Annotated in this window: 15 protein-coding genes; all 15 read right to left on the reverse strand. The window is 60.6% G+C overall.

From position 1 onward, the window contains the following. Positions 1 to 2 precede the first annotated feature (2 nt). Complete coding sequence (locus tag ACR0KJ_RS12350) at positions 3 to 746, reverse strand: LytTR family DNA-binding domain-containing protein (RefSeq protein WP_170520564.1); 744 nt, start codon at positions 744 to 746, stop codon at positions 3 to 5. A 206-nt stretch (positions 747 to 952) separates the two neighbouring features. Continuing rightward, entirely contained in the window at positions 953 to 1,843 is an 891-nt protein-coding gene (folD, locus tag ACR0KJ_RS12355; protein WP_170454281.1) for a bifunctional methylenetetrahydrofolate dehydrogenase/methenyltetrahydrofolate cyclohydrolase FolD, read from the reverse strand. Between the two features lie 51 nt (positions 1,844 to 1,894). Further along, positions 1,895 to 2,200 carry a chorismate mutase gene (locus ACR0KJ_RS12360; RefSeq protein ID WP_480626814.1) on the reverse strand — a complete coding sequence of 102 codons (306 nt, stop codon included), beginning with the start codon at positions 2,198 to 2,200 and terminating at the stop codon, positions 1,895 to 1,897. 57 nt (positions 2,201 to 2,257) lie between these two features. Further along, complete coding sequence (locus ACR0KJ_RS12365; RefSeq protein WP_480626815.1) at positions 2,258 to 3,934, reverse strand: formate--tetrahydrofolate ligase; 1,677 nt, start codon at positions 3,932 to 3,934, stop codon at positions 2,258 to 2,260. Positions 3,935 to 4,099: 165 nt separating this feature from the next. Further along, on the reverse strand, positions 4,100 to 4,675 hold the full coding sequence (locus tag ACR0KJ_RS12370) for an MOSC domain-containing protein (protein ID WP_480626816.1): 576 nt from the start codon (positions 4,673 to 4,675) through the stop codon (positions 4,100 to 4,102). A 96-nt stretch (positions 4,676 to 4,771) separates the two neighbouring features. Then, positions 4,772 to 6,688: an ATP-dependent zinc metalloprotease FtsH gene (ftsH, locus tag ACR0KJ_RS12375; RefSeq protein WP_170623751.1), complete on the reverse strand. Its 1,917-nt coding sequence runs from the start codon at positions 6,686 to 6,688 to the stop codon at positions 4,772 to 4,774. A gap of 76 nt (positions 6,689 to 6,764) precedes the next feature. Next, the gene (tilS, locus tag ACR0KJ_RS12380) at positions 6,765 to 8,024 is read right to left on the reverse strand and encodes a tRNA lysidine(34) synthetase TilS (protein ID WP_480626817.1); all 1,260 of its coding nucleotides are present in this window, start codon (positions 8,022 to 8,024) and stop codon (positions 6,765 to 6,767) included. After that, on the reverse strand, positions 8,015 to 8,839 hold the full coding sequence (ybgF, locus tag ACR0KJ_RS12385) for a tol-pal system protein YbgF (protein ID WP_480626818.1): 825 nt from the start codon (positions 8,837 to 8,839) through the stop codon (positions 8,015 to 8,017). The genes tilS and ybgF overlap by 10 nt, the downstream gene beginning before the upstream one ends. Positions 8,840 to 8,843: 4 nt before the next feature. After that, positions 8,844 to 9,353 carry a peptidoglycan-associated lipoprotein Pal gene (gene pal / locus ACR0KJ_RS12390; protein WP_170454291.1) on the reverse strand — a complete coding sequence of 170 codons (510 nt, stop codon included), beginning with the start codon at positions 9,351 to 9,353 and terminating at the stop codon, positions 8,844 to 8,846. 84 nt (positions 9,354 to 9,437) lie between these two features. Continuing rightward, positions 9,438 to 10,757: a Tol-Pal system beta propeller repeat protein TolB gene (gene tolB, locus ACR0KJ_RS12395; protein WP_170454293.1), complete on the reverse strand. Its 1,320-nt coding sequence runs from the start codon at positions 10,755 to 10,757 to the stop codon at positions 9,438 to 9,440. Beyond that, positions 10,754 to 11,851, reverse strand: coding sequence for an energy transducer TonB family protein (locus tag ACR0KJ_RS12400; RefSeq protein WP_170454295.1), 1,098 nt, complete (start codon positions 11,849 to 11,851; stop codon positions 10,754 to 10,756). Before ACR0KJ_RS12400 ends, tolB begins: the two co-directional genes overlap by 4 nt. A gap of 15 nt (positions 11,852 to 11,866) precedes the next feature. Beyond that, positions 11,867 to 12,337 (reverse strand): protein TolR, encoded by a 471-nt coding sequence (gene tolR / locus ACR0KJ_RS12405; RefSeq protein WP_170520550.1) that lies wholly within the window; start codon positions 12,335 to 12,337, stop codon positions 11,867 to 11,869. Between the two features lie 3 nt (positions 12,338 to 12,340). Further along, the gene (gene tolQ / locus ACR0KJ_RS12410; protein WP_170520548.1) at positions 12,341 to 13,036 is read right to left on the reverse strand and encodes a protein TolQ; all 696 of its coding nucleotides are present in this window, start codon (positions 13,034 to 13,036) and stop codon (positions 12,341 to 12,343) included. A gap of 109 nt (positions 13,037 to 13,145) precedes the next feature. Beyond that, entirely contained in the window at positions 13,146 to 13,529 is a 384-nt protein-coding gene (gene ybgC, locus ACR0KJ_RS12415) for a tol-pal system-associated acyl-CoA thioesterase (protein ID WP_170454300.1), read from the reverse strand. Beyond that, a complete protein-coding gene (locus ACR0KJ_RS12420; RefSeq protein WP_480626870.1) occupies positions 13,526 to 14,149 on the reverse strand; it encodes a hypothetical protein in 624 nt (207 codons plus the stop codon). The genes ybgC and ACR0KJ_RS12420 overlap by 4 nt, the downstream gene beginning before the upstream one ends. Positions 14,150 to 14,210 lie beyond the last annotated feature (61 nt).

The following is a 14,210-nucleotide window of genomic DNA, read 5'->3' on the forward strand; positions in this document are numbered from 1 at the left end:
GCTCAGATCAGCCCGTCCTCTTCCAGCATGGGCTTGTACTTGCGGCTGACGGGCACGAGATCGCCATTGACCAGTCGCAGGAAGGTTTTGCCCTCGGCCTTCTCGACACCCATGATCGACGCGTCCGTAACCCAATGCGAGCGATGCGAGCAATGGCCCGGTACAGGCTCCATTTCATCGATGGCGTCTGTCAGTCGGGATCGAATTGTGAAAGTCCCCTCAGAGGTGACGACATCCACGTTGTGGTCCTTCACGGTCAGGCGGAAAATCTTGCCTTCGAACCCGGCGGGCAACCGTCGGACCAGTCGCGGCTGGACAGGTTTTTCTTCGACCTCCCGCGTATGCAGATCACCGCGGCGGACCAGCACAAGACCTGCGGCGAACAGGATGCCGTAGACGGCGACCGCATGCGCCTCGGGCGCCATCTTGCCGATACAGGTGAAACACACCCAGGCCAGCAACCACAACATCGGCGTCAGCAAAGCCAGCATCACGGTGGCAAAAGCAAGATCACGCCACGGCAGTTTGACCAGCACCAATTTGTCACGCAGCAGTTTCCGGGCAGTCCATGTCGCGCTGAGCGCGATGATCATCACACCGACCCAGAACACAAGGCGCAGACCGAACGGCAATTCCCCGTCCATGAAGGGCGGAAACACATAAGCCAGCAATGGTAGAAAAACGAGCGCCGCGACGATGCGCTGAGGGCTTAGAACAGTTCTGATCTCACTGACTTCGATATTCATACGTATTCCGAGCGCAATTTCCCGCGTCACACAAACACTTGCCCGGAAAACTGCGGTCTTACTTAGTAACCACTTGGAATATCGGACATATCACGAAATCGAATACAAGCAAACCCATTCAAAGAAATGCCCTGCCCCCGGATATAGGGGACAGGGCATCTTGAATATTCCGGGTTATGGCACAGGGTGCACCCGCGCCAGCAGGATCAGGCGGTCAGACCTTCGGGTTCCGGCAGACCGTTGGCGCGGCAGCACGCGGTCAGTGTGTTGGCCAGGAGGCAGGCAATGGTCATCGGGCCGACGCCCCCCGGAACCGGAGTGATCGCGCCTGCGCGCTCAGCCGCGCTGGCATAATCCACGTCGCCCACCAGCTTGTTCTTGCCGTCACGTTCGATGCGGTTAATGCCCACGTCGATCACTGTGGCCCCTTCCTTGATCCAGTCGCCGGGCACCATCTCGGGGCGTCCCACCGCGGCCACGACGATATCGGCGCGGCGGACCACATCCGGCAGGTCCTTAGTGCGAGAATGCGCGATGGTCACGGTGCAGCTATCGCCCAGCAGCAGTTGCGCCATCGGTTTGCCGACGATGTTCGACCGCCCGATCACAACCGCATCCATCCCGGACAGCGAGCCATGGTGGTCGCGCAGCATCATCAGACAGCCCAGTGGCGTGCAGGGCACCATCGACTTCTGACCGGTCCCCAGCAGACCCACATTCGAGATGTGGAAGCCATCCACATCCTTGGCCGGATCGATCGAGTTGATCACCAGGTCTTCGTTCAGATGCCCCGGCAGCGGCAGTTGCACCAGAATGCCGTGCACCGCCGGATCATTGTTCAGCCTGTCGATCAGCGCCAGCAGATCCTCTTCCGAAGTGTCGGCCTCCAGCTTGTGCTCGTACGAGTTCATGCCGACCTCGACAGTCATCTTGCCCTTGGACCGCACATAGACCTGGCTTGCCGGGTCCTCGCCCACCAGCACCACCGCTAGACCGGGCGTGATGCCGTTTTCTTCTTTCAGCTTTGCGACCTGATCGGCGACCTGAGCGCGCACCTTGGCGGCAAAAGCCTTCCCGTCGATAACCTGGGCTACCATCCTGTGATCCCTTCTTTCAAAACGGATCGGGCGCAGGAAGCGCCCGGTTTCTCAGTCAGGGCCGAGCACGCGCTCTTCCCGCGCGATCGACCAGTCAATCAAAATGCGCCACAGCTTTTCGGCCAAATCCGGGTCCATGCCCAGTTCGTCAGAACTTGCGCGCACGCGCTGCACCACCTCTTCAACACGATCCGGGATACGGGCCGGCAGGCCCTCGGCCGGTTTCAACTGGGATGCGCGGTCGATATAGCCCGCGCGCGTCACCAGCAATTCGATCAGTTGGCGATCCAGCTTGTCGATCTGAACCCGCAACTCCGGCATCGAGTGACAGTCTTGCGGCAGTATCAGAATGGACATTTTAATCTCCTGTGGTCCGGGGATACCCCCGAACCACGAGATGTATCATTCAGGCGCTTAGAACAAGCCCTCGATCTGGCCTTCGTCGTTGAGGCGAATCGTCTCAGCCGCGGGTTTGCGGGGCAAACCGGGCATGGTCATGATCTCACCGCAGACAACCACGATGAAGCCAGCACCGGCGGACAGGCGGACCTCACGCACCGGAACCGAGTGGCCGGTAGGCGCGCCCCGCAGGGTCGGGTCGGTCGAGAACGAATACTGGGTTTTCGCCATGCAGACCGGCAGGTTGCCATAGCCCGCGTCTTCCCATTCGCGCAGCTGGTTGCGGATCTTGTTGTCGGCCAGAACCTCGTCAGCGCGATAGATGCGCTTGGCGATGGTTTCGATCTTCTCGAACAGCGCCATGTCGTCAGGGTAGATCGGCGCGAAGTTCGCGGTGCCGCCTTCGACGATTTCCACAACCTTCTCGGCCAGCGGAGCCGAGCCTTCGGACCCCAGTTCCCAGTGACGCGACAGAACCGCCTCGACCCCGTGATCGCCGCAATAGTCTTTCACGGCCTGCACTTCGGCATCGGTGTCGGTGACAAAGTGGTTGATGGCCACAACAACCGGCACGCCGAACGATTTCACGTTTTCGATGTGACGGCCCAGGTTGGCGCAGCCCGATTTGACGGCATCAACATTCTCGGCACCCAGATCGGCCTTGGCCACGCCGCCGTTCATCTTCATCGCGCGCACGGTGGCAACCAGCACCACAGCCGACGGAGCGATGCCCGCTTTGCGGCACTTGATGTTCATGAATTTCTCAGCACCCAGATCGGCCCCGAAACCGGCTTCGGTCACTACATAGTCGGCCACTTTCAGCGCGGTCTTGGTTGCGATGACCGAGTTACAGCCATGTGCGATGTTGGCGAACGGACCACCGTGGACAAAGGCCGGGTTGTTTTCCAGCGTCTGCACCAGGTTCGGCTGCATTGCGTCCTTCAGCAGCACGGTCATTGCGCCTTCGGCTTTGATGTCGCGGCAGTAGACCGGGGTCTTGTCGCGGCGGTAAGCGACGATGATGTCACCCAGACGCTTTTCCAGATCTTTCAGGTCGGTCGCCAGGCACAGGATCGCCATAACCTCAGAGGCCACGGTGATGTCAAAACCTGCTTCGCGCGGGAAGCCGTTCGATACACCGCCCAGAGACGCCGTGATTTGACGCAGGGCCCGGTCGTTCATGTCGACCACGCGACGCCATGCAACGCGACGGGTGTCGATCTCGGCCTCGTTACCCCAGTAGATGTGGTTGTCGATCATCGCCGACAGCAGGCTGTGCGCGCTGGTGATCGCGTGGAAGTCGCCGGTGAAGTGCAGGTTCATTTCCTCCATCGGAACAACCTGCGCATACCCGCCACCTGCAGCGCCGCCCTTCATGCCGAAGTTCGGGCCGAGCGAGGCCTCACGGATACAGATCATCGCGTTCTTGCCGATGCGGTTCAGACCGTCACCCAGCCCCACAGTGGTCGTGGTCTTACCCTCACCTGCCGGGGTTGGGTTGATCGCGGTTACAAGGATCAGCTTGCCGTCTTCACGGTCCTGCACCGAGTTGATGAAGTCCTGGCTGACTTTCGCCTTGTCGTGGCCATAGGGCAGCAGATCGGCGGAATCGATGCCGATCTTGGCGCCGATTTCCTGAATCGGCTTCTTGTTCGCTTCGCGGGCGATTTCGATGTCGGATTTGTAGCTCATTGGCCAGGGTCCCTGATTGAATGCCTTGCAAAACCGACGCAGCGCGTCGGCGCTGTGCAACCCATACAGTCGTACACAATTCCGATGGCTATGGATTCCGACATATTCATGCCGCGAAACGGCGTCGCCGGATATCGTGAGTTTCAAATCGGAAACGAATGGGCCTTATGGCTGCCAGATTGGCTGATCAGGGACAAACAATCGCATTTTGCCGCCAATTCGCAGGGAACCGGGTCGTTCGACCCAACCCGTCACCCCGCGCCGCCCTTTGGCTGCGGGTTTGAAGGCGGCACCGTGACCGCTGTGATCCTGTTCAATCTCACGCCCCGGCAGAACGCAGGGGGCGTTTTCCATATCCACGGTGATCGTCGCACCGTTGTCGGCCTGCAAGCGCGAGGATGGGGGAATATGTGAAAAATCGGGAATGCCCTTCACGACAATCGACGCCCCAAGGTACGACGGATCAAGATCATCCAACCCCATCTCAGTCGCGATCCCGGCCAATTCCTCGGCCGACAGGACCGACAGCTGCCTGACGTTCCTGATCTCGGTGCCCTGCGGATACAGGTTCTTGACGCGCACGCAGGACGCCCGGTTAAGCCCTTCATGCCGTTCGCCGCGCACACCGTCGAAATCTAGCTGCAAGGTATCAACCGGCTCAGCCCGCAACGACTGCCCTGCCGGTACATGGCCCAGCCATATCACTTCGCCAGTGAACTCGGTTTCGCGCAAAAACGGCATAGGCCTTCCCTTCTTATCAGCGTCCTTGCGCGCATAATGCCCAGCACCGACCTGATGAAAAGAAAAAACCCGGAGGCTGGCTCCGGGTTTTTTTGTTTATGCAGTCGGCTCAGGTTCCATCCCACCTTCGGGCGGAGATTTCTTCGGCTTGGTCTTGGGAATGGCCGTGACGCTGGGCGCGCTGCCCTCATCCGGCTTGTCGCCTTCGTCGTCGCCTTCGGTGGGCGACTCGCCATTCATGACCCGCTTGATCTCGTCGCCGGTCAGGGTTTCGTATTCCAGCAGCCCCTGCGCCAGACGTTCCCAAGCCTCGTTCTTGTCGGTCAGGATTTTATGGGCACGCTCATAGCCTTGCTGGATCAGGCGCTTCACCTCTTCCTCGATCAGCTCTTTGGTGTGCGCTGAAACCGAGAAACCGGCGGTGTTGCCCTGATAGCCTTCATGCGCTTCGGCATAGTCGATATTGCCGACCTTGTCCGACATGCCCCAGCGCATCACCATCGCGCGGGCCAGTTGGCTGGCCTGCATGATGTCGCCAGCCGGACCGTTCGAGACGTGATCTTCACCGTATTTGATGACCTCGGCAGCTTTACCGGCCATGGTCATGGCCAGTTTCTGCTCACACTCATCGCGGTGATAGTTCAGGCGGTCCATTTCGGGAAGCGACACAACCATACCCAACGCACCACCGCGCGGAATGATCGTCGCCTTATAGACCGGATCGCACAGCGGTAGTTCCAGACCGACCACAGCGTGACCAGCCTCGTGATAGGCCGTCTTTTCCTTCTGGTCCTGGGTCAGCACCATCGAGCGACGCTCGGCCCCCATCATCACCTTGTCTTTCGCGTTCTCGAAATCCTCCATGGTGACAAAACGACGACCCACACGTGCGGCCATCAACGCGGCCTCGTTCACGAGGTTTGCCAGATCGGCACCCGAGAAGCCCGGTGTCCCGCGCGCGATGATGCGCAGATCGACATCGGGGCCCAAGGGGGTCTTGCGCGCGTGAACGCCCAGGATCTTCTCTCGACCTTTGATATCTGGGTTGCCAACGGTCACATTCCGGTCAAACCGGCCCGGACGCAGCAGCGCTGGGTCAAGAACGTCTTTTCGGTTGGTCGCGGCCAGAATGATCACGCCTTCATTGGCCTCGAACCCGTCCATCTCGACCAGCAACTGGTTGAGCGTCTGTTCGCGTTCGTCATTACCACCACCATAACCGGCGCCACGATGGCGACCAACGGCGTCGATCTCGTCGATGAACACGATACAAGGTGCGTTCTTCTTGGCCTGCTCGAACATATCGCGCACGCGCGAGGCACCGACACCCACAAACATTTCAACGAAATCCGAGCCCGAAATGGTGAAGAACGGCACGCCTGCCTCACCCGCAATGGCACGGGCCAGCAGCGTCTTACCGGTACCCGGAGGGCCAACCAGCAGCGCGCCCTTGGGGATCTTGCCGCCCAGACGCGAGAATTTTTGCGGGTTGCGCAGGAATTCAACGATTTCTTCCAGCTCTTCCTTGGCCTCGTCGATACCCGCCACGTCGTCAAAGGTCACACGGCCATGCTTTTCAGTCAGCATCTTGGCCTTGGACTTGCCAAAGCCCATCGCGCCACCTTTGCCGCCCCCCTGCATCCGGTTCATGAAATAGACCCAGACACCGATCAGAAGAAGGAAGGGCAACAGCGTGATCAGGAACGACTGGAAACCCGATTGCTGCTGTTTCTCAGCGCGTACGGGGATGTTTTCGTCGATCAGCAGTTTGGTGACCTCGGCATCGCCGGGTTTGATCGTCACGAATGTCCCGCCGGTTTCTGTGGTATAGCGAATCTGTTCGCCATCCAGCGTCACATTCTTGACCTCACCGTTCTGCACGGCGCTGACAAAGTCGGAATAGGTTCGTTCATTGCTCTGAAGTGTTCCGCCTGGTCCGCTGAACAGATTGAACAGTGCAAGGATCAGCAAGAACAGAACGACCCAGAAGGCGATATTGCGAGCGTTGCCCAAGGAAATTCTCCCAAAAGATATCAGCAGATGGGGATCTGCCGGGTTGTCTCTTAAAATAGAGAGGATTGTGGCAGGTTCAATGTGATAAAAAAGAAGCGTAGAACTCGGGCCAGTCTGTCGCGGGCTTTGCGACCCACCCGTTTGGGAAACCTGCCAGAGGGGCCGCGCACAGGTCATCCCCGCGCCAGACCGCTGGCGAGGACTGCAACGCAAGGCGCGGGCGACCGGTCGCCCGCCAATCCGGCAGCAACGCCAGACCGGCCTCACCCAATGCGCGAATTTCTACGCCTTGGGGTGCAGGACCGGTCAGGACCCAGCGACCGTCCCAACTGTCTGACGGGGTTGATGAGAGGTTGCAGACGGCCTGAAACTCTCTGCAAATCCAAGTATTCCCGCCCCTTGGCACCAGCAGGCAGCCGTTCAACGACCCGGCCTGCCCGCTTTGCAGGGCGTCAATGGCCTGATCCACGGTCGTTTGGCGCGGGGGGTAACCGGGTCCAGAAATCCAGGCGACTATGCCAATCAACACGCGCCGCTGGATCTCAGCGGGCAGCGCGGCAAACGCCGACCGATCAAGACACACGTCCCCGCCAACAACTGTGGTGGTCTTGCGGGCGGAATCCTGCGCATAAAGCGCCAGTGCCTCACGCGCTTGTGCAAGATTTTTTGCCACACGCGAAAGGGATTCTGCAGTTACGCCCAAAGGTTCCAGCCCGGCCAAAGCCTCGCGCGCCTTGATCCGGTCGAACCTTTTGTCCTGATTCGATGGGTCCTCGACCCATGTGGCACCGATTTGGATCAGGTAATCTCGCAGGCGTTGACGTGTGATCCCCAGCATGGGGCGGATCATTTCGATGCCGTCCCGATGATGCGATACAGGCATCGCCGCCAAACCGGTGACACCAGCGGCGCGACCCAGTCGCATCAGCACCGTTTCTGCCTGATCATCCGCCGTGTGACCCAAGGCAATCATCGGAATCTCATTCTGCCGCGCCCAGTCGGTCAGCAGCGCATAGCGCGCCTGACGCGCCTGATCCTGCAGATTGCCCTTGCCGTCCCAACCTTGCCATTTCAGAACGTCGTGTCGAAGCCCAAGTTCAGCCGCCTGCCCTGCAACCAGCCGGGCCTCTTGCGCGGCTTCTGGGCGCAGGCCGTGATCCACGGTTGCGACGCGTAGGTTAACACCTTCGTACGCCGCAATCTCAGCCAGCAGATGCATCAACGCCACCGAGTCGCCCCCGCCCGAGACGGCAACACCCAACCGTTGCGGCAACCGTTCAGGCAGCCGCGCGCGAATCTCGGACGTCAGGCTGGTGGGGGTCTTGTTCAAGAACACCCCAAAGTGGCCATTTCCTGCGTAGCACTTGTGGCCGGGCCAGAGGATGGGAAACGCACGCCGACCTCGCTGAGTGTGATGCAGGCTTGTTCGGTCTGGCCCAAACGGCCCAGGGCCGCACCCAGTTCGAACAGGGCGTCGGGCGCAACGGACCCCTCGGAATCTCCGGTGAAGCTGGCCAGAAACGCCCGCGCCGCTTCGCGTGTGTCACCTAGACCTTCAAGCGCCTGTCCACGTTTTAGATGCGCTTCGGGGGCCAAAGGACTACCGGGGTACGAGGTATCAAACTGTGCAAACATCGTCGCGGCGGTCTGGAAATCGCCATCGGCCAGCGCTTGCGAGGCATCGTCGAAATCGGCCCGCTCACCCACCGCCAGTTCACCTTGGTCCGAGGTACTGGGCTGCGTGGGCGCAGGGGTGATCGCGGCGGTCGTCTCAGTTTCTCCGCCCAGCGTTGACGTCTCTCCCAAAGTGGACAGATCGCCACCTTCCAGTTCGACCAATCGGAACTCAAGATCCCCGATCCGGTTGGTTCCATCGGTCACGATATTCTGCACCCGCTGGTTCAACTGCTCGGTCTGGCGTGTCAGCCGCTGCAACTCGGCCTCAATCGCGTCTACGCGCTCAAGGACCGAACTGCCGGACAGGTTTGGCGCGGGCGAGCCGGTGGTCGAAAACTCGCGCTTCAGGCGCTGTATTTCCACATGCAGCACCGTCAGTTCCTGCCGGATATCCGCCAGCGTCTGCTGATCCTGCGCTTGTGCCACGCCCGCCGTTGCAACAACTGCGGCCAAAACCCATCCTGCAAGTCTCATCGTCTTACCCCAAGGTTGAACCGGTCAGCACCGTCACCGCGCGGCGGTTTTTGGAATAGCAATCCTCGGTGCTGCAAATCTCGATCGGGCGTTCTTTGCCGTAGCTGACAGTGGTCAGACGGTTGCCCGCCACCCCGCGCGAAATCAGAAACTCGCGCGCTGCATTCGCGCGCCGTGCGCCCAGTGCCAGGTTGTATTCGCGCGTTCCCTGCTCGTCCGCGTGCCCTTCGATTGTGGCCACGTAGTCCGGGTTGGCCAGCAGCCAATCCGCCTGCCCTTGCAGTACCGTTTGCGCCTGTGGCGACAGGGTCGACTGATCCACCGCAAACAACACCCGATCCCCAACCGTCTGCTGGAAATACGCGGGTGAGCGTGGATCACTTGGCGAACCCGGTACAAGCGCGCCACCAGCACCGCCCGAGCCGAAGCCCCCCAAATCCGAAGGATCATTGCTGGTGCAGGCCGCAACAACGCTCAGCGCGCCCACGGCCAGGATTTTGCCCAATACGTTCATCTCATGTGCCTCGTCGTTTTGTTTATTGCCGCCTGTCTATCACAGAGACGGTTTCTTGTGAACTTTGCCGCGCTTTTGCGGTGATCAATTCTGCAACGGTCCCCAGGACGGGTCGCTGCCCCCGTCCGGCGTGCGCACCGGGCGCAGGTTTCGACCTGATATATCCACCGAATACAGTGTCGCCCGACCGCTGGCACCCTGCGTTTCGCGGGTAAACATGATGACGCGCCCGTTCGGCGACCATGTTGGCCCTTCATCCAGGAAGGAAGAGGTCAATAGCCGTTCCTCATCTCCATTGGTGCGCATCACACCGATATGGAACCGGCCTTTGTTTTGCTTGGTGAACGCAATCAGGTCACCGCGCGGAGACCAGACGGGCGTGCCATAGCGGCCCTGACCAAAGCTGATCCGCGTCGCCTCACCGCCATTAGCGGGCATGACATACAGCTGAGGCGTGCCCGAACGGTCGCTTTCAAAAACGATCTGGCTGCCGTCCGGCGAATAACTGGGGGCAGTTTCAATGGCAGGTGTGTTGGTCAGGCGTGTGCTTTGGCCCGAGGCCAGATCCATTTTCCACAAGTCAGTATTCCCGCCTTGGATCAGCGAATAGACAATCGACCGCCCATCCGGCGAGAAGCGGGGCGAGAAGCTCATGGTGCCGCCCTGCGTGTTCAACTCCTGCCGCCGAACGCTGCCCACGTCCAGCACGTAAATGCGCGGGCTGCCGGTTTCGTAACTGGTATAAAGCAGCCGGTCCCCGGTCGGCGAAAAGCGCGGGGCGAGAACGATGGCGGAACTGTCGGTCAGGTACTGAACATTCGCCCCGTCGTAATCCATGATCGCCAACCGCTTGAGGCGCTGATCCTTGGGGCCGCTTTCCGACACAAACGCAACACGGCTGTCGAAATACCCGCCCTCGCCGGTAATCCGGCTGTAGACCTGATCGGCCACCTTATGCGCCATCCGCCGCCACCCGTCGGTGGTTCCGGCCAGTTGCAGACCGTTGCCCAACTCCTGCCCCGAGAACACATCCCACACCCGGAACCGGACCGTCAGACGCTTGCCCGAGACATTCACCGCCCCGGTCACCAGCGCCTGCGCGTTGATCGCTTTCCAGTCCACGAACTGGACCGGCGCATCAAAGCTGCTGACACGGCTGATGAACGCGTCCGAAGAGATTTCACGGAACAGCCCCGTTCCAGTCAGATCAGCCGCGACGACCCGCGAAATATCAATTGCATATTGCGACGCCGAAGGCCCGTCGGGCACGAAATTCGGAACCGCAAAGGGCAAGGGTTCGATGATCCCTTCGTCAATTTCCAGACGCAACGGCCCGCTTTGCGCGTATACCGGGGCCGACATCAGGGTCAGACCAAGGAAGAGGCTGGTCAGAAGTTTCATCATTTGATCCGCATCCTCTCGGGATTGAATGTAATCTCAATATCCTGCCACTGATCGTATTTGTCAGCAGGCAGATCGTATCCACGCGCGCCACAGCGCAAAATTGCACGCCTTGCCGCCTGATAAGCCTGATTTTCAGCACCCGCAGACCCGCCAGAGCTGTCCAGCAGCCGAACGCTGCCCCCAATAACCGTTCCATCAGGGTTGAGCGAAAAGCCGACGACCACAACCACATTCAGCGCGTCGGTCGACAACGACCCGACATTCCAGCACTGGGACACCGCCACGCGCATGGCGTCTTTCTCGCCACTGGTCAGCGGCGGGCCGGACGGTTCGCTGCCTCCGCCCAAGGCTTCGGCCAAGGCGTCATTGATGGCATCATCATTGGTTTGCGCCGGGGCTTCCGGCTCGGGATCCGGGGTTTCGGCGACCTCTGGTTGCGGCGCGGGCGCAGGGCGGTTCGGACGCACACGTGGACGGGGCGAGGTCAGCGGCGATTGCTCCTCGGTTTCCTCGGCCTCGGTCACGATCTCGGGCGCGGCCTCTTCCGGGGCGGTCTGATCCTGCTGTTCCTGCTGCGTCTCGGCTCCCTCGTCCAAGGACACTGGCGGCGTTTCCACCTCGTCCGGCTTGGCTTCGGGCGGCGGTGGCGCGATGGCTTCGGGCGCGACCCGCTCGGACGGGCTGGGCTGCGCCTCGGGGCCCGGCGGCAAGGGCAAGGCTGCCGTTTCCGGCTCGGTCAGGGTTGGCGGTTCTTCCGGCAACTCGGGCTCTGGCGGGATTTCAACCGTTTCCGGGACGGTCTCAGGTTCCGGCTCTGGCGGGGCCACGGGTTCCGGGCGCGGCTGTTCTTCCGGGGTCGCCTCGGGCGTGCTGGCCTCGATCTCGGGCTCCGGGGGTTGTTCCAAAGTGCCAGGCTGTTCCGGCACTTCCGGAGCATCCGTCTGCGCCTGAAGCGCCGCAAACTGCTCAGACGAAATCACGGACACATCCTGCACGGCCATCGGCAACGGCTCGGACCGGAAGGTGCCGCCGAACAGGGCCCAGCCGATCAGGCCGACATGCGCAATCGCCGAGATTTTGGTGCCGGTATCCACCGCGCAACCCCACCTTTACCCATCGTCCAGCGTCGGCCCGCCGGTATCCGTCACCAGACCCACATTCGAAAACCCGCCCGCGTTCAGCGCACCCATAACCTGCATGACCTGCGCGTAGGGGATCGCCCCATCCGCCCGCAGGAATACGCGGTCGCTGCTGCGCTCCGCCGCGATGGCGCGCAACCGTCCGACCAGTTCTTCCCGCAACACATCCGTGGTCTGGATCTGAACGCGCCCATCGGCTGTCAGGGTGACGGTCAGCGGCTCTTCACTGTCGCCGGGCAGCGCACTTGCGGCGGTTTTGGGCAGATCAACCGGCACACCAACTGTCAACAACGGGGCCGCCACCATAAAGATGATCAGCAAAACCAGCATGACATCGACAAAAGGCGTCACATTGATCTCGGCCATCGGCTGCGCGCGCCCACGCCGCCGTCCGCGTCGGCGCCCATTCCCGCCCGCAGGTTGCTGAACCGCCGCCCCCATGTCTCAGCTATCCAACTGACGCGACAGGATCGTCGCGAATTCATCGGCAAAGGCTTCGTAACCGCCAACAATGCGGTCACTATCCGCGCTGAGCTTGTTGTAGAAAATCACCGCCGGGATCGCAGCCAGCAGGCCCAAACCAGTGGCCAACAACGCCTCGGCAATCCCCGGAGCGACCACGGCGAGGTTGGTGTTCTGCTGCTCGGCAATCTCGATAAAGGCATTCATAATGCCCCAAACGGTTCCGAACAGGCCGATAAACGGAGCGGTCGAACCGACGGTGGCCAGAATGGGCAAGCCTTTTTGCAAGGTCTCAGCCTCTTTCGCGATGGCCACATCCATCGACCGGTCGATCCGCGCCGTCGCCCCGGCAATCAGCCCGCCATCGGTACGATGCGACCTGCGCCATTCGATCATCCCCGCTGCAAAAATCTTCTCGGAACTGCCATCGGGTTGCGAGCCGATCTGCTCGAACAGCTCGTCCAGAGGGTTCCCGGACCAAAAGCTTTCATCAAACACCTGCGCCTCGCGCCGCGCGGCCCGGTAGTTGATGAGTTTCTGGATGATGATACCCCACGACCAGATCGATGCCCCGATCAGCATCAGCATCACCAGTTTGACGATAAAGGTCGCGCGGGCGTACAGCCCCCACATGGAGAAATCGATCTCCTGCGCCAGCGCCAGCGTTTCAGCTTCCATGAACCTGCTCTTTGTTTTGCCTGACGGCCGTTCGTTTGGCCTTGTTTTGCCAAACGCTAACGCAGTTGGGGCTGAAAAGCCAACAGAACCACCCTTGCCCTACAAATTGTTACATCAATGCGCGAATCTCTGCCGGAAGGCGGATCGGCTTGCCGTCCTTGTTGATGCACACAGCGGTGACCGAGGCGCGGAATATCTCGGTCTCACCCCGCCGCACAAGCTGCGCCATGGTCAGGCGCACGCCCGATATGTCGGTCACTTCGGTTTCGACAATCAACTCATCATCGAACTTCGCAGGCGAAAGGTAATCGGCCTCGACCCGGCGCACGACCCAGACAATGCCTTCCTCGCGCATGGCGTTCTGGTCGTTGCCAAGATTGCGTACCCAATCCGAACGCGCGCGCTCGATAAACCGCAGGTAATTCGCGTGATAGACGACGCCGCCCATGTCGGTGTCTTCATAAAAAACGCGCACCGGGTAGATGTGTTTCATTGCGGCGGCTCCAACCGGGCAAACAGCCTGAGCGCATGAGACGCATCCTGCGCCGCCCCCGGCAAAACAGGATCATAAGCAGCCCGGATCAGCCCGGCAATGTCAGGCCGCAGGATCGTCGCCCCGCCCGCCACAGCCAAGGGCGACTGCGCGCGAAACGCGGTGTCGGACCACAACAAGATGGTCTGCACCACCTGACTCAGCGCAAGGGTTTCCGCGGGCACCTTGGACAATTCCTTGTCCATTCGCAGGAACACAAAGGCCGCCCGGATCGCGCCATCCTCTTCAAACCTGAAAATCCGGTATTGATTGGCATCCACTGCCAACAATCGCTCGACCAAAGGGCTAAGGTCGGGAACAAGACGATCCAGATCCGGCACCTCCAGCAGTTCCTGCCAATCGCGAAAGAAGAACACCATGCAGTTGGCACCCAATTCAGGGTCGGTCTCGGCCATCTTGTGCCCGGCCAGCGTCACGATCGCCTCGAACGCGCCCTTCACTGTTGCAAGCGTCTCATCCTCAACCCCAAAAACGATCGGCACGATGGGACGACCCCACCGCGCAAACAGGAACTCACCGCTTTCACGCGTAAACAGCGCCTCGATCTCTTCTGGTGTCACGCCCAACCCTTCTTCTTGTTTCAAATACGGCCGCCGGAGGCTTAAAATCTAACGCGCGCCG

The organism is Ruegeria sp. AD6, assembly GCF_056542325.1.